General features: G+C 44.6%; 23 protein-coding genes. 17 read left to right on the forward strand and 6 right to left on the reverse strand.

Annotated features, from left to right (window positions below; genetic code table 11):
- Positions 1–225: 225 nt before the first annotated feature.
- Positions 226–753, forward strand: a complete 528-nt coding sequence (locus AC1DPK_RS25115; RefSeq protein ID WP_477511979.1) for a GNAT family N-acetyltransferase — start codon at positions 226–228, stop codon at positions 751–753.
- A 21-nt stretch (positions 754–774) separates the two neighbouring features.
- Here the strand turns inward: AC1DPK_RS25115 and AC1DPK_RS25120 are convergent, their stop codons facing one another.
- The 3 genes from AC1DPK_RS25120 to AC1DPK_RS25130 all read right to left on the reverse strand — a co-directional run bounded on the left by AC1DPK_RS25120 (position 775) and on the right by AC1DPK_RS25130 (position 2,187).
- Positions 775–1,134 carry a VOC family protein gene (locus tag AC1DPK_RS25120; RefSeq protein ID WP_477511980.1) on the reverse strand — a complete coding sequence of 120 codons (360 nt, stop codon included), beginning with the start codon at positions 1,132–1,134 and terminating at the stop codon, positions 775–777.
- Positions 1,135–1,255: 121 nt separating this feature from the next.
- Entirely contained in the window at positions 1,256–1,546 is a 291-nt protein-coding gene (locus tag AC1DPK_RS25125) for a DUF3817 domain-containing protein (RefSeq protein WP_076269299.1), read from the reverse strand.
- 14 nt (positions 1,547–1,560) lie between these two features.
- Positions 1,561–2,187 carry a TetR/AcrR family transcriptional regulator gene (locus tag AC1DPK_RS25130; RefSeq protein WP_076269300.1) on the reverse strand — a complete coding sequence of 209 codons (627 nt, stop codon included), beginning with the start codon at positions 2,185–2,187 and terminating at the stop codon, positions 1,561–1,563.
- A gap of 133 nt (positions 2,188–2,320) precedes the next feature.
- On the opposite strand from AC1DPK_RS25130, the gene AC1DPK_RS25135 reads away from it, so the two are divergent.
- Positions 2,321–4,543 carry an MMPL family transporter gene (locus AC1DPK_RS25135; protein WP_477511981.1) on the forward strand — a complete coding sequence of 741 codons (2,223 nt, stop codon included), beginning with the start codon at positions 2,321–2,323 and terminating at the stop codon, positions 4,541–4,543.
- 145 nt (positions 4,544–4,688) lie between these two features.
- Positions 4,689–5,270, forward strand: coding sequence for a hypothetical protein (locus tag AC1DPK_RS25140; protein WP_477511982.1), 582 nt, complete (start codon positions 4,689–4,691; stop codon positions 5,268–5,270).
- Here AC1DPK_RS25140 and AC1DPK_RS25145 read toward each other — a convergent pair.
- Positions 5,254–6,666 carry a hypothetical protein gene (locus AC1DPK_RS25145; RefSeq protein ID WP_441885832.1) on the reverse strand — a complete coding sequence of 471 codons (1,413 nt, stop codon included), beginning with the start codon at positions 6,664–6,666 and terminating at the stop codon, positions 5,254–5,256. The two genes, AC1DPK_RS25140 and AC1DPK_RS25145, sit on opposite strands and share 17 nt — an antisense overlap.
- Positions 6,667–6,789: 123 nt before the next feature.
- On the opposite strand from AC1DPK_RS25145, the gene AC1DPK_RS25150 reads away from it, so the two are divergent.
- The gene (locus AC1DPK_RS25150) at positions 6,790–7,230 is read left to right on the forward strand and encodes a DUF6376 family protein (protein WP_076269304.1); all 441 of its coding nucleotides are present in this window, start codon (positions 6,790–6,792) and stop codon (positions 7,228–7,230) included.
- 26 nt (positions 7,231–7,256) lie between these two features.
- A complete protein-coding gene (locus tag AC1DPK_RS25155; protein WP_430054745.1) occupies positions 7,257–7,541 on the forward strand; it encodes a hypothetical protein in 285 nt (94 codons plus the stop codon).
- A 61-nt stretch (positions 7,542–7,602) separates the two neighbouring features.
- On the opposite strand, the gene AC1DPK_RS25160 is transcribed toward AC1DPK_RS25155, so the two are convergent.
- Together AC1DPK_RS25160 and AC1DPK_RS25165 are read right to left on the reverse strand one after the other, a co-directional pair.
- Positions 7,603–9,054 carry a SulP family inorganic anion transporter gene (locus tag AC1DPK_RS25160; RefSeq protein WP_477511983.1) on the reverse strand — a complete coding sequence of 484 codons (1,452 nt, stop codon included), beginning with the start codon at positions 9,052–9,054 and terminating at the stop codon, positions 7,603–7,605.
- A 282-nt stretch (positions 9,055–9,336) separates the two neighbouring features.
- The gene (locus AC1DPK_RS25165; RefSeq protein WP_076269307.1) at positions 9,337–9,954 is read right to left on the reverse strand and encodes a DedA family protein; all 618 of its coding nucleotides are present in this window, start codon (positions 9,952–9,954) and stop codon (positions 9,337–9,339) included.
- A gap of 550 nt (positions 9,955–10,504) precedes the next feature.
- Here AC1DPK_RS25165 and AC1DPK_RS25170 point away from each other — a divergent pair.
- The 12 genes from AC1DPK_RS25170 (at position 10,505) to add (ending at position 23,134) form a co-directional block, all read left to right on the forward strand.
- Positions 10,505–11,908 carry an MDR family MFS transporter gene (locus AC1DPK_RS25170; protein ID WP_441885825.1) on the forward strand — a complete coding sequence of 468 codons (1,404 nt, stop codon included), beginning with the start codon at positions 10,505–10,507 and terminating at the stop codon, positions 11,906–11,908.
- Between the two features lie 17 nt (positions 11,909–11,925).
- Positions 11,926–12,870, forward strand: coding sequence for a serine hydrolase domain-containing protein (locus AC1DPK_RS25175; RefSeq protein WP_441885822.1), 945 nt, complete (start codon positions 11,926–11,928; stop codon positions 12,868–12,870).
- A gap of 340 nt (positions 12,871–13,210) precedes the next feature.
- Positions 13,211–14,536, forward strand: a complete 1,326-nt coding sequence (locus tag AC1DPK_RS25180) for a 5'-deoxyadenosine deaminase (protein WP_477511984.1) — start codon at positions 13,211–13,213, stop codon at positions 14,534–14,536.
- A gap of 76 nt (positions 14,537–14,612) precedes the next feature.
- Positions 14,613–15,719, forward strand: a complete 1,107-nt coding sequence (locus tag AC1DPK_RS25185) for an XdhC family protein (protein ID WP_477511985.1) — start codon at positions 14,613–14,615, stop codon at positions 15,717–15,719.
- Positions 15,628–16,257: a nucleotidyltransferase family protein gene (locus AC1DPK_RS25190; protein ID WP_477511986.1), complete on the forward strand. Its 630-nt coding sequence runs from the start codon at positions 15,628–15,630 to the stop codon at positions 16,255–16,257. Before AC1DPK_RS25185 ends, AC1DPK_RS25190 begins: the two co-directional genes overlap by 92 nt.
- 121 nt (positions 16,258–16,378) lie before the next feature.
- Complete coding sequence (locus tag AC1DPK_RS25195; RefSeq protein WP_477511987.1) at positions 16,379–17,305, forward strand: FAD binding domain-containing protein; 927 nt, start codon at positions 16,379–16,381, stop codon at positions 17,303–17,305.
- Positions 17,306–17,329: 24 nt separating this feature from the next.
- Complete coding sequence (gene pucD / locus AC1DPK_RS25200; protein WP_477511988.1) at positions 17,330–19,606, forward strand: xanthine dehydrogenase subunit D; 2,277 nt, start codon at positions 17,330–17,332, stop codon at positions 19,604–19,606.
- Positions 19,607–19,612: 6 nt separating this feature from the next.
- Complete coding sequence (locus AC1DPK_RS25205; protein ID WP_477511989.1) at positions 19,613–20,113, forward strand: (2Fe-2S)-binding protein; 501 nt, start codon at positions 19,613–19,615, stop codon at positions 20,111–20,113.
- Positions 20,110–20,652, forward strand: a complete 543-nt coding sequence (uraD, locus tag AC1DPK_RS25210) for a 2-oxo-4-hydroxy-4-carboxy-5-ureidoimidazoline decarboxylase (RefSeq protein ID WP_477511990.1) — start codon at positions 20,110–20,112, stop codon at positions 20,650–20,652. The genes AC1DPK_RS25205 and uraD overlap by 4 nt, the downstream gene beginning before the upstream one ends.
- 17 nt (positions 20,653–20,669) lie before the next feature.
- On the forward strand, positions 20,670–21,620 hold the full coding sequence (gene pucL, locus AC1DPK_RS25215) for a factor-independent urate hydroxylase (RefSeq protein WP_477511991.1): 951 nt from the start codon (positions 20,670–20,672) through the stop codon (positions 21,618–21,620).
- A 6-nt stretch (positions 21,621–21,626) separates the two neighbouring features.
- A complete protein-coding gene (uraH, locus tag AC1DPK_RS25220) occupies positions 21,627–22,004 on the forward strand; it encodes a hydroxyisourate hydrolase (protein WP_477511992.1) in 378 nt (125 codons plus the stop codon).
- Between the two features lie 68 nt (positions 22,005–22,072).
- A complete protein-coding gene (add, locus tag AC1DPK_RS25225; RefSeq protein ID WP_477511993.1) occupies positions 22,073–23,134 on the forward strand; it encodes an adenosine deaminase in 1,062 nt (353 codons plus the stop codon).
- The last annotated feature ends 35 nt before the right edge of the window (positions 23,135–23,169 follow it).

A 23,169-nucleotide genomic window follows, 5' to 3' on the forward strand; every position in this document is an offset into this window, starting at 1 on the left:
TTCGTAATCCGCGCGGGTTTCGTAATCCGCGCGGGTTATGTAAAGGCTGTTCATGATGGTCAACAATTCCATAACTAATAAGTATAAATTAAGCAAAAGAAGACTAGGGCGTTATGCCTTAGTCTTCTTTGTTATGAAGAGCACGATGAATCATCGATGAAATAAGATTGACCCTATTCATTAAATGTGTTAATTTGGTAAAAATCATCGGAGTGGAGCGTGCTTATGCCGAAATCAGCGATATTAATTAAACCAACGATCGAATACCGCGACGCGTATATATCCTTTTATGAGGACTGGATAAAGAGCGGTGAAGATATGGTGCCGTGGGTCATTGAGAGAGAACCGGAAGATTTTAATGCCATGATAGATTTTTTGTATGCTGAAGATACTGAATCCAAAATATCAAGCAGTGATCGTGTTCCTCATTCCACTTATTGGCTCCTAAGTGAGGACAACTTAATTGTAGGAGCGGTTAATATTCGGCATCGATTGAATGAAAAACTGCTCAATCAAGGCGGCCATATCGGATATGGCGTTCGTCCATCGGAGAGAAGAAAAGGGTATGCCAATATCATATTATCAAATACGTTGGAGCTGTTAAAAGATTGGGGTCATCAAAAAGTTCTAGTTGTTTGTGATAAAGGGAATACCGGCTCAGAAAAAACGATTTTAAAAAACGGTGGCGTGTTGGAATCAGAATTCGTAGAGGAAAATGGCAATATTATTAAAAGGTTTTGGTTAGGCCTATAATCAATGCAGTTAGCTATTTTTTTAGCATTTGCAAACCATAAGCAGGTTTCCGTCGGGGTCTTTAAAGCTGAAAAAGTGACCATGTTCAATTTCGCTTACAAGCTCTACATTCTTATCACGCATGAACTGAAAAGCAGCATGGATGTCATCCGTATTAAAATGAAAAATAGGTGTTCTTGCATAAGTATCTTCTGTATAGATTTTACTGTCTAAAACAAGGTTTTGGCCGTTGTTATCTAAAGGAATACAGCATAAATGACCTGCAATGATATCATAGGTAGGCTCCAATTCAAGAATGGAGCAATACCATTCACGAGCTTTTTCAATATCGCTGACCGTAACAAAGATTGCTCCTACTCTATTTATAATAATACCCATCATGAAACACTCTCCTTTAGTTTTACATTTATTCTATCATGCTTAGTAGGCGAGTTCACTTCATTTTTCCATCATTAGTATAAAAAAAGAGGTTATTCCAATTGCTCGGAATAACCTCTTTAACTTATTGATCGCGAAGCAGCTTCTTATCAAGAATAAATGTGCCAAATGGAAGGAAAGCTGCGATAAACGCTGCTGCTGCCTTGAGAATCGACCAGCGGTGTTTAATCCAAACATGGAAGACAGCAAGGATATAAAGAACGAATAAGAGGCCATGAAGTCCGCCTACAATAGTCACAGGTTCTGGAATATCAGCCCAGTATTTGAGGGGCATTGCTATTAAAAGTAGTAATAGAAAAGATAACCCTTCGATGAAACCAACGACCCGCAGACGACCCATTGCGGTTTTAAGCATTAAAAAACCTCCATTTAATAAGATTGCGAGCGAGGCTCTAGTCCTGCCCACAATAGTTCTACGATTTCGAACGCGGCTTGTTCCACTGTTTTTTCATTATTAATGATTTCTTTACGGTTTCGTACCGTTAACATAGCTGTAAAGACATGAGCAAGCAACATCGAATCACCCCGTTTGATTTCGCCCTCGTCCATTGCCTTCTGAAATACACTCCCAATTAATTCGTGTATCGCTTGCTCACTCGTACGAATGCTCGTTATTTGCTCCTCAGTCAAACCGCTGGATGCTTCCCGCATCATCGTTTCAAACTCAACATGAGCATTGTTCATATGGCGCTCAGCAACAACAAGCATTCTTTCCTTCAGTGACCCGGTGCTGCTAACAATTTTTGAAGTTTGATCATAAGCCATCTTTAGAACAAATTGAAGACATTCCGTGAACAAAACGCTTTTATTATTAAAATAATAATAAACGCTTGCTTTAGTAACCCCGCATGCTTGGGCTACACTTTCTAATGAAACTTTTTCGAAACCTTGCTCCATAAATAAAAAGGCTGCTGTGCGCAAAATTTGCTGCATCGTCTGAATTGAACCTGTGCCTTTGGGCCGGCCTGGTTTGCGTTTTATTTGGTCCTCGCTCATCGACATGCCCTCCATTCATCAAATTGTAATAAATATGAATTGATTAATTAACCTTTCGGTATATATAATTAAATTATCGCTTGAGTTAATTTTAAACGATATTAGTCGTAATGTGAAATGGAGGATTTGTCAAATGATCGAAAGATTAGCAGGAATGGTCGCTGGACGACGTACAAGGTGGATAACATTAGTTGCGTGGATTGTATTAGCCGGGCTGGTAACTGTATTTCTGCCAGCTGTGGGCGACAAAGAAGTAAGCAATGCTCCAAACCTAGAGGCTGACAGCCCGTCCGTTGTCGCTGATGAGTTAATAAAAGATAAGTTTCCAAGCTCCTCTGGCATTCCAGCATTGGTGGTCTGGCATCGAGAAGGCGGCTTAACAGAAGCGGATTATGCGCTTATTCAAAAAACGACGCAGAAGATTGTTGAAAATCCGTTGAAAGAGCAAGGCGAGGTTATACCTCTTCATCAAATGCCTTTACCTGCTTTGCAAAAATTTGCTTCTGAGGACGGAACGACACTCGTTCAGCCGATTCAGTTCGGTGAAGCAACAGAAACTGAAGTTTTGAAGGAAAATATTGAGTCCATTAAAGCTATCATCGGAGAAGCATCAGGTAAAGAACCTTTTTCCATACCTATCGATGATGATGCTGAATTAAGCGTGCGTGTCAGTGGTCCAGTTGGTATTTCGGTTGATGCAACCGATTTGTTCAAAGGAGCGGATGTATCACTGATGATCGCAACAGTACTTATCGTACTAGTCTTGCTGCTCCTCATTTACCGCTCACCGATTCTTGCTATCATTCCACTAATTGGTGTTGGATTTGCTTATGCTGTTACAGGACCATTGCTTGGCTTTATGGCAGGTGAAGGCTGGATAACGGTGGATGGTCAAGCTATATCCATTATGACTGTGCTCTTATTCGGAGCGGGTACTGATTATTGTTTATTTTTCATCTCGCATTTCCGTCAAGAGCTTACTCGTGAAAGTGACAAAATGAAAGCACTAAAACGATCGTTCAAGGACGCCTCAGGTGCTATTGCAATGAGCGGCTTTACGGTAGTTCTTTCTTTGCTAGCTTTGCTTGCGGCTAAGTACGGTGCTTATGATCGCTTCGCAATTCCATTCAGTTTATCGATCCTTATTATGGGAATCGCAAGTTTGACGCTGGTTCCGGCATTGCTTTCGATTATTGGAAGAGCTTCCTTTTACCCGTTTATCCCGCGTACAGATGCGATGGGGCATGCACATGCGGACAAAAAAGGAAAAGTGTACCGTAAGCCGAATTCGGAGAAAAAGCTCGGCTCCAAAATTGGAAATCTCGTAATAACGAAGCCGTGGATGGTCGTTATCACCTCTGTTTTGATACTAGGAATTTTCGCAAGCTTCTCCAGTCAAATTAAATTTACTTATGATCTGCTGTCTTCTTTTCCAGAGGATATGCCTTCAAGAGAAGGGTTTGAAGTGATTTCGAAGTCATTTACGCCAGGAGATTTAGCGCCGATTACAGTGGTTGCTGCGACGGATGGTGCAGTACCTGAGTTAGCAGAAAAACTTGCTGCTGTCCCGCTTGTAGATCATGTTCAGGAGCCGCAGCCGAGCGTTAATGACCCTAATTTACTATCGTATACGGTCATCTTGAATACGAATCCATATTCCCAGGAAGCAATGGAGACGATTCCGTTACTCCGTGCGGCGGCAGAAGCTGCGCTTACGAATGGAAACGTTGCTGAGGCTGATCAAAAAGTATGGATCGCTGGCCAGACAGCTACACAATATGATGCTAAGGTGCTGACGGATCATGATAATAATGTCATTATTCCTTTAGTTATCGGACTCATCATGATTCTGCTGTTTGCTTATTTAAGATCCATTACTGCAACATTATACTTAATCGGCACTGTATTGCTGTCGTATGCAGCCGCACTAGGCTTGGGCTGGGTGATCCTGCATTACATCATGGGCGTTGACGCCATTCAAGGTGCAATTCCGCTTTATGCATTCGTTTTCCTCATTGCGCTTGGTGAAGACTACAATATATTTATGATCTCAAGCATTTGGAAAAAGAGCAAAACGCTGCCGCTGAAGCAAGCCATCAAAGAAGGGGTTAGCGAAACGGGCGGTGTTATCACTTCAGCAGGACTTATTCTTGCAGCTACGTTTGCCGTGCTTGCGACGCTTCCTATCCAAGTGCTTGTCCAGTTTGGCCTCATAACAGCGATTGGGGTATTAATGGATACCTTTATCGTTCGTCCATTCCTCGTACCGGCTATTACGACTTTACTAGGCAAGAGAGCGTTCTGGCCAGCAAAAGTATCGCTAGTAGAGGAATCCAAGCAAAAGGCAAAAGGATAATAACTAAAAAAGCTGTTTCGATCGTAGCTTCCACTACGGGAGAAACAGCTTTTTCATTGCTATAAATGAAACATTTTCCCAAAAGAAACCGTCTTAACCTAAAGGCATAAATGCCTGCTATAGAGAAAAGGTTGGGGGAGTAGATATGATTAATAAAAAACAGAGACTTTCAGTTGGATTCATTTTCATATTTTTTATTAGCAGCTTATTGATTATGCCATCGAATGTCCAAGCCTGTTCTTGCGTAAAACCAGGTACGGTGGAGGAGAGCAAAATCAAAAGTGACGCAGTGTTTGAAGGAACGGCAACTTCCGTTAAAACATCCTCACAATCCTTGTTTCGCTCCTCTGAGAGAGCGGTCAAAGCCAGCTTCCAAGTCAATGAAGTGTGGAAAGGACATGTTGCTCCAACGCTTGAAGTGAAAACGGCTGAAAGCAAAGACAGCTGTGGCTATACGTTTAAAGAAGGAGAACGTTATTTGGTTTACGCAAAAACAACTGGAAAATCGCTACATGCACTCTGCAGCGCAACTTTATTGCATAGTGAAGCAAATGAACATATCAAGCTGCTGGGTATTGGTTCATTGCCGCCGCAGCCGGAGATCCCCTTGCAGAAAACGGAAAGCTCATTAACACAAGGCTGGTACATAGGCCTTGGCGGTGTTGCTGTAGTATCACTCATCTCCGTATTTTATCGTCAACGAAAGCGATCTAAATCAAGAACATAGCAACGATCGTTGTCACACAAAGACCGATGAGCACCGGTTTTAAATTGCGACGCGCAAGTTCAAACGGATCTACCCCGCAAATGGCTGCAGCAGGGATAAGCGCCCAAGGAATGATTGTACCGCCGCCTACCCAGATTGCAGCAACTTGACCAAGAGCCGTCAAAGTGGCAATCCCGGAGCCTATGGCGTGGCCAAAGAGCTGCGCGATCGAGCCTGCAAGCGAGATACCAGAGAAGCCTGAGCCATCAAGGCCTGTCACTGCTCCGACTACTGTTAACGTAATCGAGCCAACAACTCCATTAACGGGCACGACATGAGCAAGGGCAATGCCGAGGTCATTAACTATTCCGTGCGACGCTTCAGGAAGCTTGTCGCCGAACATGGCCAGAAATCCAGAGTCGCCCAAGTAAAAGAAAGCCGCAATCGGTATAACCGGTCCAAATACTTTGAAGCCGAATAGGAAGCCTTCAATTAAATAACTAGTCGTTTTCTCGAACCCTTTGCCACGGTGTGTCAGCATTGTAATGAACAGCATAATGAGTATGGCTGTTCCGCCAATCAGCGCAGTGGCATCACCGCCTTGAAGCTTAAGCACGAACATGGCTGCCACATCAAGTGCGAATAACAAAGGAATAAGTGCTGCGAGCCAGCGCTTTGTACTCAGTGACAGCGCATTCCGGTCGGCATCGAAGCTGGGGTCGTTTGATGGATCTGGCCCTGCGGCTGAAAGGACAAGTCCATCACGCCATGTACCAAGTTTCTGATCACGTCGCATTATCCAGTAGGCAGCGACGGTTGTGACAACCCCCATGACAATGACTAACGGAATGCTGGCCTGCATGACGGAGCTGACAGGAATACCAGCAGCATCCGCAGTAAGCTTGGGTGCGCCTTGGATGATATAATCACCAGACAAGGCGATGCCATGTCCGAATAAATTCATCGCGACTGCTGCTCCGAGTGCAGGCAGCCCAACACGCAAAGCTACAGGGAGTAAGACGGCACCGATGAGTGCAACCGCTGGCGAAGGCCAGAAGAAAAATGAGGTTACCATCATAATTAAGCCGATTCCCCAGAAGGCGAGCGCGGGTGTTCTAAGAAAACGGGTAAACGGAGATATCATAATCTCGTTTATACCGGTTCGAATAAGGATACGACTCATGGCGACGATGATGGATATAATTAAAATCGTTCCCAGCAATTCTTTTATGGCAAAGATAAAGCTGTTAAAAATACCGCTTACAGAACCGCTTGCCGATGTGGTTGCTAGTATTCCAATTCCTAAGATTCCGGCAATACAAATAAGCGTTGTATCGCGTCGCATCAGCATAAATCCAATGATTGCGATAATAAAGGTCAAATAAACCCAGTGAATCGCCGATAAATGAATATCCATCTCGATCATCTCCTTGTGACATACACGAAACCAGCATGAGCTGTTAATCGTACAGTAATGTATGCATCAACTCGAATAGGCGTTCATCTCGGTAGTAGGATGATTATGACAAGGAGGTTGCTTATGATTAAACGGGGCGTTTCGATAATATTGCTCTCCATAATGCTAATGACATCTGGGTGTGGTATTATTGATCAAGTAGGTCAAACGGTAAATTTTGCAACAGAAACGACGGATTACTTACAAACGTTAACGGATTTCGGACAAGATATGAATACACTTGCAGAGCAAGCAGTGACGGATTTGGACAAAAGAACGGATTTAAAGGAGAAGCTTCTTGCTTTAAAGGAACAGGTTGTCCATTATGAGGGACTGCAGGTACCTGATTACGCAAAAGATATCCATCAATCGATTGCCGATTACAACGCGACGCTGCAGCAGGGTATCGATCAAGCTCTAACGAATATTGAGCAGGGTAGAGCCGCTTTTGAATCGACGGGTATTCCAGATACGATCAACAAAATTAACGAGCTGTTAAATCAAATCAATCAGCTCGCACCGTAATGAACGATGAGAAAGGAAGAACAGAAGTGATTAACATCAATGTATTACAGGCCACTATGACGTATTCGAAAGAAGACGGTTACGTAGGCAATGTTCAATTCGGGGTAGAAGGGCATAAGAATGAGTATGAAATTGCACTGCACAGCAAGCGAGGCAAAGAGTGGGGTTATGGCTTGTTTTTCCTTCATGAATCAGGTAAGGAAGAAGAACTGCTGGCACTTGAGGATTTGTTAGAGGAAGATGACGAGCTGTTTGATTTCTTCATCGATACAGCCAAGGAAAAGCTAGTTAAGGAAGAAAAACAGGAATAAAAAATGATTAGAAAAGCTCATGTTAGCACACCGACAGGTGCACTTGCATGAGCTTTGTTTGTTAATGACCGCCTGATGAAGTTAAGCCCAAATGACGTATAATTAATTTGCTTTCCTCATTGAGCCCCGTAAATGAAACTTTCTTGTTCAGCTGCTCATATTTGTTTTTAACCTTCGCTATGGCGGTCACCGCGGATTGATCCCATACATGCGAGCCGCTAAAGTTAATAGTCACATGTGTTGGATCGTCTTTATAATTAAAAAGAGTCACAAAACGACTGGTTGTCCCAAAAAACAACTGTCCACTTACATGATACGTAAGATTCTTCGAGCGTTCACCTGCGATGGAAACACGGATTTTCGCCATTTTACCAACGAATACAAATGCACTTAGCACAACTCCAGCAAATACGCCTTTGGACAAGTCATGTGTGATAAGAACAATAACTACTGTAACGATCATGATTAACGCATCGGTACGTGGAACTTTATGAATATGAAATACTGATTTCCAATCAAACGTGCTAATAGACACCATAATCATGACGCCGACTAAAGCAGCCATCGGAATTTTATTGACGACATCACTTAATACCATAATAAGAAAGAGCAGGAACGAGCCAGCTACGAAGGTGGAAAGCCTAGTTCGGCCGCCTGATTTCACATTGATAACCGATTGACCAATTAATGCACAGCCTGCCATTCCGCCAAAGAAGCCTGTCACCATGTTTGCAATGCCTTGACCGCGTACCTCTTTGTTTTTGTTGCTTGTGGTATCTGTCATTTCATCAAGGACCGAAGCTGTTAAAAGCGACTCCAAAATTCCTACGATAGAGAGTGAGAAGGAATACGGCAATATGATCCACAACGTATGAAGCGAAAATAACGTATCCGGAATATGGAACAGCGGCAATGTACTTTCGATTAAACCTCTGTCGCCAACGGTTTTGAGATCCGCGCCAATGGCAACGGCTATAATGGAAACGATAATAATTGCAGCCAGCGGTGAAGGTATAACCTTTGTGAATTTAGGCAGTGTATAGATAATGACTAATGTTAATGCAACGAGAGCATACATGATCCAAGTAGCACCCACAAAATGAACAAGCTGGGTAGTGAAGATGAGGATGCCTAATGCATTGACAAAGCCGAGCATGACGGATTGCGGAATGAATTGAATAAGCTGCCCTAGCTTGAGCACGCCCATAATATACTGCAATACACCCGCCAAAATCGTAGCAGCGAACAAATACTCGATGCCATGATCTTTAACTAGAGAGACCATCAGTAACGCCATCGCTCCTGTCGCAGCGGAAATCATTCCGGGCCTGCCGCCAACAATGGAAATAATGACAGCGATGCAGAAGGAGGCGTACAATCCAACCATTGGCCCAACACCTACCATTAAAGAAAAAGAGATAGACTCCGGTATGAGCGCTAACGCAACTGTAATGCCCGCCAAAATATCACCGCGTACATTTGAAAACCAAGATTTTTTTAGTTGTTCAAGCAAAGCAAATAAACCTCCCAAATTGCAGTCATTTGTCTAATTTTACTGACACCAAGAACATAACAAGGATATTGATTGACTTTCCTCTCGCAGAAAAGTCGGGGCCGTTGCACACTGTTCATTATTATACAACAAATAAAGTGAAAACAACGCGGCTCGATATCTTGAGAAAGCGGTTACATCCAGTGAATTCGCCAGTTATCTTGCATTATCTAATTTTCAGGCATAAGGCTAGGAATAGAAAAGAACCACCGCGGCTTGCGATGGTTCTTAAATCTGTAACGGCTACATTGGCCGTTCGATATGATCCTTTTGTTGTTTGCTTTTATAATATTTATAAATGATAAAACCAACAACGATAACAATGATGGCATAAATGACCCATATTAAGTATTTGTAAATATGATCAGAGAGGTCTTGCACTTGATCTCCCACGAACGTACCAATAATAAAGTAGATGAGTGTCCATACAAATGCGGATGGGTAAGCGAAGATTGCGAATCTTTTGTAAGGCATGCGATTCATCCCCATAACATATGGCGTGACATGTCTTAAAAAAGGAAGGCAAAGGCTAAGGCTGATGGCGTAGCCGCCGTACTTTTCACTTAACTGTTCGGATTTAGCGACAAATTTACTTATGTTTTTCTTCTGGCTGAACCAGTTGGACAACTTGCTTCCTGCAAATCTACCGATGCTGTATCCAAAGGTCATCGCGGAGCAAATACCAAGACACGTCATAATAAAAGCGGGTATCGGCGATAATACACCGGATTCAGCTAATGCTCCGCCAGTCATCACGACTGCTTCATTAGGTATGGGCAAACCGATTAAACCAAGACATAAAACGAGGAATAAAGCGAAATAACCAAAATCATCTATTATGTTCAATAATAAATCATACATTGAGCAACATCCTAACCTACCAAAAAATAGAATTTTTATTATTCCACTTCAAACATGTTAACATATCCGAATCCGAAAGGATACCATACATACGATTGGTGAGAGGAAAGGATTCAAATTTAACCATTTCGTAACTAATTGCTTTTCAGGAACAGTTACAATAGGGAATAGGTTTTATGTGTATGAAGGGGCGACTATTCTCATGCTGGATTTCCAAAAAAAGGTGGATGCTTTACGGCGATATGAATCGCTATGTTTTACGGTATGCGTCACAATCTTAATAGAAGAACATGCTTCATATAAAACAGCTGAACAGGCTTTATGTCAGCTTTTTGGCGATCGTGAATTTTGGCGTACAGCTGAAGTTGATCGATCACAATATATATTGCGGGTTTGTACTAAATTATGCATGCAAAAGAAGGAGATTCGTTTATCGCGAACGTCTTGATTGAAATAAATACGTTGATATTTCATGCTTCCAGCGACCATAATAGAAAGGTCGTGTGAATATTTTTTTTATTTATCATGTTATTCACAGAAAGGATGAACAATGAACGCTAATCAGACTCGGAAAAAAGTAACCATTGCATTATTCGTAGCCACATTTCTTGCTGCCATCGAGGGGACGATCGTTAGTACAGCCATGCCTAGCATTACGGGAGAACTTCAAGGAATCCAGCAGTACAGCTGGATTATTTCGATCTATTTGCTCGCAACCGTTATTACTACTCCTGTTTACGGCAAGCTATCCGATCTTTACGGTCGAAAGAAAATTTTTATTATCGGGGCATTGATTTTTCTTGCAGGCTCCATGCTCTCTGGTGTAGCGCAATCAATGAATCAGCTTATTATGTTTCGTGCTTTGCAAGGACTCGGAGCAGGTGCGCTCACGACGATACCTTATACGATCATTGGAGATTTATATCCCTATGAACAGCGTGCGAAGGTACAGGGCTGGATGTCAAGCATATGGGGGATAGCGGGTATTTCAGGCCCATTGTTTGGCGGTCTGTTGGTCGATTACATATCCTGGCGGGCAATCTTCTATATGAATTTGCCGTTTGGAATCGTTGCTATTTATTTGCTCTCCACTTCACTGCGGGAGACATTGGAGAAGAAAAAGAGACATATCGATTATCCTGGCATCATTACCTTTACGATCGCTATGTTCAGCTTCTTGTATGCGATGACGCTAATTCGCGATGCCGATGGTGGCAACGGCGGAAAACTAACGATTAGCGTATTATTTGGTATAGCTGTACTATTTTTCGTCATTTTTGCTCGTATCGAAAAACGTTCTCCAGAACCGATCATTCCATTCCAGCTATTTCGGAATCCGATTATTAGCATGGCGAATCTTAGCAGTTTCTTATTGTGTGTGATCAATGTCGTCATAATATTTTATTTGCCTTTATGGATACAAGGCGTATACGGCAAACCGGCTACCTATTCTGGACTTGCCATGATTCCACTATCCGTAGCATGGCCGCTGGGCTCAATATTAGCAGGAAACTGGATAGCCAAAAAAGGATTGCGCTTTATTAGTGTGGCGGGCTCTTGCTTCTTGTTCGTCAGCAGCATTGGTTTCGCTTTTATGACAGCTTCTACATCCATTGTATTATTTATCATTTATACGTTTTTGGCAGGGCTTTCGTTTGGCCTTTCTCTTACATCCATAACGGTAGCTGTATCTTCAGCTGTCGGCTGGGAGCTTCGTGGATCTGCTGTGGCCAGCAACAATTTCATTCGTACACTCGGCCAGACCATTGGGATTACTGTGTTTGGTTTGCTGCTTCATACCGGTCAAGCTGATCGAATTGAAGCAACGGTTCTTGCAGGAAGCTTGCATACGATATTTATATGGGTAGCGGTATTATCTGTTTTTGTTGTATTTGTATCCATTGGCATGCCTAAGATTAAGCAGCCTGAACAGCAGCAAAGAAATGCTTCTTAGAAAGGTCGATTAAACAGATGAATCCAATTGATTTGGAAGCTAGTAACAAGCTGTTAGCCGAATGGAAAATGAAATCTGTTATCGTGCTTCAAGGACAAAAGCTGCTTGGCGAATGGTATGAGAGCGGACAGGATTCAATCGGTCCGCTCTATTCTTGTACAAAAAGCGTCTTATCCTCGTTGATTGGAATCGCGATTGATAAACATTTTCTTAAGAGTGTGGACGAGCCCATTACGAATTATTTGGAGCATCCGCAGGAAATAAGCGAAGCGCTCAGCCAAATCTCTATCAAGCATTTGCTGACGATGACGCCTGGGTTTGAATGGCCTGACTTTGACAAGCCATATAAAGCCTTGAAAGCAGCGAAAGATCCCATACAATTTGTATTTAATCAGCCGCTGATTTCTGAACCTGGAACGGCTTTTGCTTACAATTCGGGAGGATCTCATCTGTTGTCTGCGATATTGACTTCAGCGACTGGGATGCCGGCTCTTTCGTTTTCCAAAGATTATTTGTTTGGTCCGCTTGGTTTTCGCAGTGCGAGATGGATGGAACGGGCAGGTATTAATGAAGGCGGAACCGGGCTTCAATTGTATGGCAGAGATCTTGCGAAGATTGGCAGTTTATTTGTAGGTAGTGGACATTTTGACAACGAGCCGCTGCTGTCAGCTTCATGGATAACAGAATCGACTCAGCTCCATCATCGCGGATTGATGCAGTATGAACCGCCGATATATGGCGGCTATGGCTATCATTGGTGGTATTCGCCGGAGAGTCACAACGGCCAATGCGATTGTTATTTTGCTTTTGGCCATGGCGGTCAATATTTGCTCATCGCGCCAGAGCATGAGCTTGTGATCGTCGTTCGAAAACAAATAACGAAACGAAATGAGGCAATATGGTCAAGACGCCTTATATTTGAACATATTATTCCGTCTTGTTTAGGAACAAATAAACAATAAACGGTATGTGAATAAATCAAAAGCCGCTCCAAACGCGATTTTTTCGTGCTTGGAGCGGTTTTTTGTTCTTTTTGCTGAATTGAATTTTTTCTATGGAACATTAATGTCACATTAATGTTAAGTAGTTCCACGAATTCGTAGTAAAGCATATAAATATTTAAAGAAACGTATTGCCTAACGATCGAATCTGCATTATTATGTTAGATAACCTTACACAAAGAAAGTAAATGCCTCCATTGTCTTTCCGTTTGTAGGATGACGGTGATGCTGTAATTAATAAAGGCAGAATATTTGGTGAATTTAACATACTAGCACTTGAGGCATGAGGGGGAATTTTTGAATGACAACTATACTTATTCGGAACGCAGTAGTTATGACTATGAACCACGACAATCAGATTTTCACAGGTGATGTCTTAATAGAGGGAAGCCGAATTGCCCAAATGGGCGAACGGTTGGACACACAGAATGTTGAACGTGTTATTGAAGCAGGCGGAAAAGTGCTGCTGCCCGGGTTTGTACAAACGCATATCCATTTATGCCAAACGCTGTTTCGAGGGAGGGCTGATGATTTATCACTCATTGAATGGTTGAAGGAAAAAATCTGGCCACTTGAGGCTGCTCATAGTGAGGATTCTGTTTACTACTCAGCCATGCTCGGGATTGGCGAACTGATTCGCAGCGGTACAACGACAATTCTGGATATGGAGACGGTTCATTATACAGAATCGGCTTTCCAAGCCATTAAAGAAAGCGGCATTCGAGCTCTCTCTGGAAAAGTGATGATGGATCATGGTACGGAGGTGCCGCTTGCTCTGCAGGAAAATACTCAAAAATCGCTGCAGGACAGTGTGGATCTTCTCGAAAAATGGCATGGTGCCGAAAATGGGAGAATTCAATACGCCTTTTGCCCGCGTTTTGTTGTTTCATGCACCGAGGAATTGCTTATTGGGGTTCGTGACTTGTCTGCCAAGTATGGCGTAATGGTGCACACGCATGCATCGGAAAACCAGGGCGAAATTGCAATGGTTGAGGCGGAACGCGGAATGAGAAATGTCGTCTATCTCGATCATATTGGACTTGCGAAGCCGAATCTCATTTTGGCACATAGCATTTGGTTAGATGAGGAGGAAAAAAGAATTATACGGGAGAGGGGAGTCAAGATTACTCATTGCCCGGGCTCTAATATGAAGCTTGCGTCAGGCATTGCAGAAATTCCGCATCTTCTTGAGCAAGGGATTGATATTGGCATTGGTGCGGATGGCGCGCCTTGCAACAATAATTTGGATATGTTTCAGGAGATGCGCTTAACCGCTTATATGCAAAAGGTGAAGCATGGTCCTACGATTATGAATGCAAAAACGGTGCTGCGGATGGCGACGATGGGCGGAGCGAAGGTGCTTGGCTTAGAAAATGAGATTGGCAGTATTGAGACTGGGAAACTCGCAGATTTGCAGCTGCTTGATTTGGAGGATTTCCATGTGTATCCATCATTTGATGCAGATTGGTATTCAAGAGTTGTTTATGCGGCGACAAGAGGCGATGTTGATACCGTTCTTATTGATGGGCAAGTGGTCATGGAAAACAAGATCGTGAGAACGGTTGATAAAAAAGTTGTCTTAAAGGAAGCGGATCGCTCACTCAAAAAATTGATCGCTCGATTGTAGCTGATAGGTTGAAGGCTAGRCTGAATGATTACCATGCGAGGGCTAAATACGCTAATTGCTAATGGAGGGATAGCGGATGGATATGCATGATGTATTGGAATCGTTGAAGGTAAGCGACGAGCCGGGTGTGCTCGCTACCATTGTATGTGTTAAGGGTCATTCCTATCGTAAGACCGGAGCGTCGATGTTGTTCAGCTTCAGCGGTGATCAGATTGGATCGGTTAGCCCTGGCTGCTTGGAGCAAGATTTGTTGGAAAGGGCGGCGGGGGTATGGGATTCTGGTCAATTCATTTGTGTCGATTATAATATGAAGCCTGAAGAGGATGCTATATGGGGTGAGAGTGTGGGCTGCGGCGGCGAGATTCGCATGTTGCTGGAGCCTGTGGAAGGACGATTGCGGGCGATTTTGCTTGAAGCGAAAACAAAAAATGATGCCGGTATTTCCGTTAAGCTAATGCGAAGCTGGGATGAGAAAGAAATCAGCTACGCTCTTATTGATAACCTTGGCGATCACTCACTGGTGGACTATGAAGATGAACTGAACAACAATTCCAATCAAATGACGATCGTAATTACGCCTAGACCTCGTTTGGTGTTATTCGGGCTAGGAAAAGACGCGGAAGCTATCTATTCGTTAGCGATACAAATTGGCTTTCGTGTGATAGTAGCTGATTGGCGGCCGGCGTTATGTACGAAGGAAAGGTTTCCACACGCCGAATGTGTGATTGGATCTCCCATACAAATAATGGAGCAGGTGCAACTCCGTCCAGATGATTATTTAATCGTATGCAGCCATAATTTGTCTCAGGATAAGGACATGATTAGGCTTGCATTGCCTCTAAAGCTTGTTTACATCGGCGTTCTTGGTTCAAAGAAGCGGATACGGATGCTGTTTGAGACCTTTCTCATTCCATCCAATGTACACGCTCCGATAGGTCTCTCCATTCATGCAGATGGTCCGTATGAAATAGCTGTCAGTGTTGCAGCTGAATTAATTGCCATACGTGCAGCAAGGAAAGGGAGCCAGCGACAGGAGGGGAGCAAACATGCGAATATCAGCCCTTTATTTAGCAGCAGGACAGAGCAAGCGCATGGGAGTTCGAAAGCAATCGCTCGAGCTGTCGAAGAACAAGCCGCTGGCACGGATGGGGCTGCTGGCTCTGTTGTCCAGCGATCTTCATGAAATCAAGGTTGTTGTTAATCCCGAAGATTCAAATGATTGGATCGGGGCAGAGGATAGTACTGTAATTGCTGCTCATCATTTTCGGTCAAGCGGCGTCACTGTGATTGAATGTGCGGATGCGCAGAAGGGAATGTCCTATTCGATCCGCTGCGGACTTGAAGCGCTTCTGAGAGAGGGAGCTGCGCTTGATGCAGTTGTGGTTGTACTCGCTGATCAACCCTTTATTACTTCCGGAATGATTAATAGGCTTATCCGCTGCTGGAGCGAGCGTCCGGAGCTCGATTTTGTCGCAACCGCAGTGCATGACGCGAATGAAGGGGAAATTGTTCTAATGCCTCCGGCGATATTATCCCGCTCCATGTTCGATTCTTTATTTCAATTAAAGGGCGATGCTGGAGCTCGTAAGCTGTTCGAATCAACTGAATTTCAAGGCTATGGGCTGCTGGCGTTAGATCGTGAGACATTATTTGACGTAGATACGCCAGCAGATTTTGCTTTAGCTAAAAAACGATATTTGGGTTTGACTAAAGAGTGCTAATGATACCTTTTTTAGCAGATCACTTCGGGCCAAACAATTGTACGCAGGCTTGCAATGACCATGTTTGGAGCGGGGGACCGCACTTATTTAGATGCAAACGGATCGGGGGAGTAATGTGAACATGAATGCTCAGGAGATCATGTCATCTCCTCTAGTATGGCATCCTCAGACGGCCGCAGAGGCATGGCTGCTTAAACAAAGCTATGGGTTTGATGGATTATATATTTCAGGTGGAACCTTGCTTCGAACGCAGTGGGAATCTGGTGTTTCTGCTATCCCGAAACATTTGATCAATTTGAGTGCTATTCGTGGATTAAACGAAGTTAAAATCGGCGAATCAGGCGTCATTATTGGCGGCCAAGTGACTTTGCAGGCTTGTCGGACGAATGCATTCCTGCAGCGTAATTTTCCACTAGTCACCGATGCTGTACGCGCAATAGCAGCGCCGTCCATACGGCATTTAGCAACGATTGGCGGCAATGTTTCCTCCTTAATTGGTGACGCTATTCCGGCTCTCCTGGCCTATGATGCTGAAGTGATTTGGTACAACGGTGTAATAGAGCAGCGCGCTCCTTTATCCAGCTATTTGCTTCTAGCAAACGATCCGGCCCAAGGATGTGAGAGATTGCTCCTCAGCATCGTCCTGCCTTTCACATTATTAACGGAAGAGAGCACGGCGTGTGGGGATGAAGAGGAAAATACCATTTCGAAAATCAAGCATTTTGGCGCCTACCATAAAGTAGGACGTCGTGAAGCATTTACTCCTTCTATTGTAACTGCAGCCATATTAGGCGCGATTTCGTCCGCTGGCGTGCTCATGGAACTAAGAATCGCGCTTGGAGGAGGACAAACGCTTCCGCAAAGACTAGAACGATTAGAAGCAGAAATCGTAGGAGCGGCTGTGGATCATCAGCTTCTTCAGCAAGCCTATGATTGTATTTTGCAAGAATACGAACCTAGGGAAGATTTATTCGCATCATCGTCGTATCGGAAGATTACAGCAGCTAACGTCATCGCAGCGGAGCTTTGGAAGGCAGCTAGAGATTGAGGAATGACAGGAAGGAGTGAGCGTATGCTCTTAAACCGCACAAGCAGCGGAGGTAGATGGCGAATCCGTCCTGATGGTCCAGGTAAAGTAACAGGCAGTCTGGCTTATTTAACCGATATGACTAGGGAGCATATGCTTTATGGCCTTGTTCTACGAAGCGAATATCCTCATGCGCGTATTCTGTCCATTCATACAGATAAAGCCAAGCAACTAACCGGTGTCCACGCCGTGCTTACCTTTGAAGATATCCCTGGATTAAATGCTTTTGGCATTGCGCATCCTGACCAGCCTGTTTTATGTGAGGAGCGAGTGAGATATGTGGGTGATGCAATAGCGACAGTAGCAGCTGAATCCCTTGCCATTGCACAAAGAGCTATTGCACTTATCGAAGTTGAATATGAAGTTTTGCAGGTAGTGGATGATCCTGAGCACGCGCTGCGGGATGATGCACCTCTGCTTCATCCAAAAGGCAATGCGATGCACCGGGCATCCTTTCATAGAGGGAACGCTGAGGCTGGATTCGAGCAATGTGCTTGTATCATAGAGGAAACCTATTACACGCCGCGCCAAATGCACACCTATATGGAAACGGAAGGCGGCTTGTTCGTGCCGGAGGCGAATCATCGGTTAACGGTATATTCACCAACGCAGCACGGCTTTATGGATCGTATGCAATTATCACGTATTTTAGCTGTACCACAAGAGGATATTCGGATCGTATCCAGCCCCATTGGAGGTTCTTTTGGCGGAAAGGACGAGTTGAATGTGCAGCCTTATGGGGCACTGCTCGCCACTTACACAGGAAAACCAGTCAAGATGCATAATTCGAGGCAGGAATCGGTTCGTGCTGGCTTAAAGCGGCATCCGATGAAAATTACGATGAAAACGGGCACTGACGCAGCAGGGAAATTAATTGCTCACCAAGTCAGACTTATTTCTGATACGGGTCCCTATTCAACGCTTGGAGCCGAGGTGCTTAATTTTGCTGTAGAGCATGTTATAGGTCCTTATCAATACGAGCATTTGGACGTTGAAGGCGTATCGGTATTTACGAACAACGGCATGTCGGGTGAATTCCGAGGTTTTGGCGGCAATCAAGCTATCTTCGCACTTGAGGGACAATTGGATCGACTGGCTGAGCAGCTTGGCTTAGAGCCTTGGGCATTTCGCCAATTAAATATGCGCAAAATGGACGATCTCGGGCCATTTGATCAACCGATCGTGATGACCGAAGGTGCCGAGCGAGTATGGAGCGCTATAGCAAAGAGCCCATTAATGCAGGAGAAGCTGCAAACCAAGTCACGAAGCAAAGATGGCGCAGAACCTTGGGTGAAAACGGGCATCGGAGCCGCTTTTACGATGCATGGCGCAGGACTTGGGGTTGGTATTCCTGACCCTGCAGGCGGTCGCTTAGAGCTTGCGGAAGACGGGAAGATTGAAGCCGTATTCGGTTATGAGGAGTTTGGGCAAGGTCTCATTGCATCGCTGGAGCAGATGCTCATCGAGCAGTTCAAGTTAGGAGCAGATGATTTGCGGATCATTATCGGCGATACCGATGTCGTGCCAAACAGCGGTTCAACTACGGCTTCACGTGCAACAGCAATGATGTGGAAATCACTTCAAAAGTTAAAGCAGCCATTTACAGAGCAGTTGCTAAAACGAGCTGAAGCAGCGTTAAGACAGCCTGCTCAAGAGCTGCAATTGGGTGAAGGCGGCATAAGAGAGACGTCGAGCAACGCACTGCTGCTTACCTACCAAGAGCTCGCCGAAGCTTGCGATTCCCCTATTCGCTGTGAAACTTCTTTTTCATTTCCAATCTCACCTACAGAACGTGTAGGAGCACATTTTATGTATACCTATTCGGCCGTAGTTGCAAAGGTTGAGATTAATACGCTGACAGGGCGAGTCAAGGTGCTGCAGCAGTATCATGCGGTAGCGGCTGGACCTGTCATAAATCCACAAGGCTTTCTCGGTCAAATCGAAGGAGGCAGCAGTATGGCTCTTGGTTTTACACTTATGGAAGATGCGATTATGGAAAAAGGACAATATGTTACGCGAAATTTGGATACGTATCTTGTTCCGACGATCATTGACCAAAAAGGGTTAGTAGAAGTGGAAGCCATTGAGCATTTGCCTGAGGGTGACGATTATGGGCCACGCGGTATTGGCGAGGTCGGATCGGTTACTCTAGCACCAGCTATCGCAGCTGCTATAAGGCAAGCTTGCGGGAAATGGGTGACTAAACTGCCGGTAGACCCTGCTTTTTTGCAAGAAAAGCCATTTTTTCTTATGAAGGGGTGAACGGAGATGAACGATCATACTGCAAAAGTTCAAACACCGTTTGCACTCCAATGCTTCATTAATGAACAGGAGCTTAAGATTGAAACGGCAGCTTCCACCAGATTGCTGAGCATATTGCGTGATGACTTGGCGCTTACGGGGACGAAGCGATCATGTGATATCGGCAGGTGCGGTGCATGTATGGTACTGATTGACGGCCAGGCGGTCAATTCTTGTTTAACGATGGCTTATCAATGCACCAGCAAGCGGATTACGACGATAGAAGGTATTTCGTCAGAGGGGATCGACCCGATTGGGCAAGCCTTTCTAGAGGAAGGCGGCTTTCAATGCGGTTATTGCACACCGGGAATGATCGTTTCCGTTAAAGCGCTGCTCGACCACCAGCCAGAACCGTCAGACGATGAAATTGAAGAAGCCTTGACAGGTAATTTGTGTCGCTGTACTGGATATGGCGGAATATGGAGAGCTGTGAAACGAGCCATTGAAGGGAGGCGTCAAGCGATATGAGTGATAGGCATGAGATCGATTCACGAGGGGTACTGGAAATGAAAATAAATATGGATCAAATCAATGCATGCACCCGCGAGCTGTTCATAACATGGCTTGGAACGATATTTGAGCATTCGCCTTGGGTGGCCGCTTCGGCAAGTGCAGCGCGTCCGTTTGCTTCGGTCGAAGCGCTTCATGACGCGATGATGAACGTTGTGCGGGAATCAAGAGTAGAGACGATTATTGATTTGTTCCGCGCCCATCCCGATCTTGGAACAAGGCTTGCGGTTGCCGAGTATTCCGCGATAGAGCAGCAAGGTGCTGGTTTGGATCAATTGACGGCAGATGAATACGAGCTCTTCCTCGGATTAAATCAAACGTATGTAAAATCTTTTGGGTTTCCCTTTATTTTCGCAGTAAGAGGAAAAAAGAAAGAGGATATACTCGCAGCGATGGAAGCTAGATTATGGCATTCTGCTGCTGAAGAAATAGATCAAGCATTGCGAGAAATTGAGAAAATTTCCGGATTTCGTTTAAGAGATCTCATCATGGAGTAGAGAAAGGAACGATCATTATGCTAAAATTACGCAGCGGACGAACATTATATTATGGCAAAGGCGATGTGCTGAGCTACCGGACATACGCAATACCGCTTTCTGTTAAATCGATCCCTCAATCAACTTATATAGGCGATCCTAATATTATTTTTGCTCATAACATAACCTTCTCCGTGAGCAGCGAGGTGCTGCTTACCTCCTTTACGGAGGGTGACAATGCGCAGGTCGTAGCTACTGACTCGATGAAAAATTTTATATTACGGCAAACTGCTCATTATGAAGGAAGTACAACAGAGGGACTGCTAGCTTTCATAAGCGAGCGATTTATGGAGCGTTATTCGCATATAGATGCGATTGAGATTCGTGCGGATCGGCTGCCTTTCAACTCCGTCACGATTGCCGAAGGGAGCAGCTGGAACGATAGCCAGCTTGTGTTTCGAAGATCGCACAACGAGCATGCGAGCGCTTCGCAAAAATGGATACGTACAGCCAATAGCTTTCAACTGGCGGAACATGAAAGTGCTTTGTCCCACATTCAGCTCATTAAGGTGAGGGGCAGCTCGTTTTATGGATTCGTTCGCGATGAATATACAACTTTGCCTGAAAGCTATGATCGTCCTTTATTTATTTTCCTTCATATCTTTTGGACTTATGAGCATGCAGAGGATGCTTTGGACAGTAGGCGCGGAAATTATGTTCCATCCGAGCAGATTCATGATTTAGCCCACACGTTGTTCCATCTTGCAAACTCACCTTCCATTCAGTATTTAATCTATCAAATTGGAAAAAGCATTCTTACAACCTTCCCGCAGCTGTCTGAGGTTCGATTCGAGTCGAACAATCGGACATGGGAAACGGTAATGGAACCTGAGCATTCCGCAGCAGCAGGCGTGTTTACTGAACCACGTCCGCCTTATGGCTTCCAAGGATTCACTCTTACAAGAGCTGACCTGATTGAGGGAGAGTGATGCAGTGTGAACGGGAAAGTTACGACGCATGTTCTTGATCTTGCTGGAGGCAAACCGGTTGTTGGCATAACCATAGAGCTATGGTATTTGGGTGAGGAGAGTGCGGAAGCTGCAAACCAGCCTAGGCTCATTGGTTCTTATCAGACGAATGAAGATGGACGCGTTGATAAGCCATTGCTTCTGGGTGAAAGTATGGAGTGCGGAACCTATGAGATCGTTTTTGCAGCAGGAGATTTTTTTCGGCGATCGGAACATTTGTCAGCGATAGAAGAGAGCATATTTGATAAAATTCCGATTAGGTTCCGCATTCGCGATAAAAACTCGCATTATCACGTTCCATTATTAGTTGCTCCTGGCGGCTACAGTACCTACCGCGGAAGCTAGCCCAATTTTGTGGTCATGTATACAAACTATCAGGATAGTGTATGAATATACCGAAAGGGGATTTGACGATGGCGTTAATGAATGAAAAAACTGYAGCTCTGACAACGTTATTGTCGCAGCTGCCAAAGGTTGATTTGCATGTGCATTTAGATGGGAGCGTAAAGCCGGAGACCATTAGGGAGCTCGCTATAGAGCAAGGGAATCCTTTACAAATAGATTCGGAAACAGAGCTTCTGTCTCATATGCAGGTTGGAGAAACTTGCGAGAGCTTAAAGGAGTATTTGGACAAGTTTGGTTTTGTCTTGCCGTACTTGCAAACGGGATCAGCGTTAGAGAGAGTTGCATATGAGCTTGTTGAGCAGGCTGCAAACGATAAGGTAAGCTATATCGAAGTGCGCTTTGCTCCTCAGCTGCATCGCACACAAGGCTTAACCATTCAGGATGTCATCCAGCATGTGATAAATGGCTTAAAGCGCGGTGAGCAAGCATTTGGCACGGTAGCTAGAGCAATCATTATTTGTATGAGGCATCATTCCTATGCGCTCAATAAGGACGTTGTTGAAGAAGCAGCGCGATTTTATAATAAAGGAGTCGTTGCCGTCGATTTGGCTGGTGACGAGGCAGGATTTCCCGCCAAGCTGTTCCTTCAGCTCTTTGAAGAGGCACAGCAGCTGGGGCTGCCGATTACGATCCACGCGGGAGAAGCGGCAGGTGCGGAAAACGTGCGAGTCGCTGTCACGGGCTTAGGTGCTGTACGTATCGGCCACGGCATTCGAATGCAGGAAGACCCGGAGGTCGTTGCTCTCGTGAGGGAACGGCAAATACCTTTGGAGATGTGCCCGCTCAGCAACATCCAGACAAAAGCTGTTCCAAGCTGGGACGCGTATCCGATCCGACGTTATTTGGAGGAAGGGATCATTGTTACTGTAAATACGGACAACCGAACGGTTTCGAATACGACGATTCAGAAGGAATACGAGCAGCTGGCTGAGCATTGCGGCTTATCGATGAAGGATATCGCCAAAATCGTGCTAAACGGCGCAAAGGCTGCTTTCTTAGAGGAAGCAGAGAAACAATTATTGATTGCTAAGCTGGAAAATGAATGGGCAGCAAAAGGATTTAAGGTTTAACAAAATATAAGGTAAAAGGCTTCACGTCAGATTTT

The sequence above is a fragment of the Paenibacillus sp. 01T424 genome, from assembly GCF_056398745.1.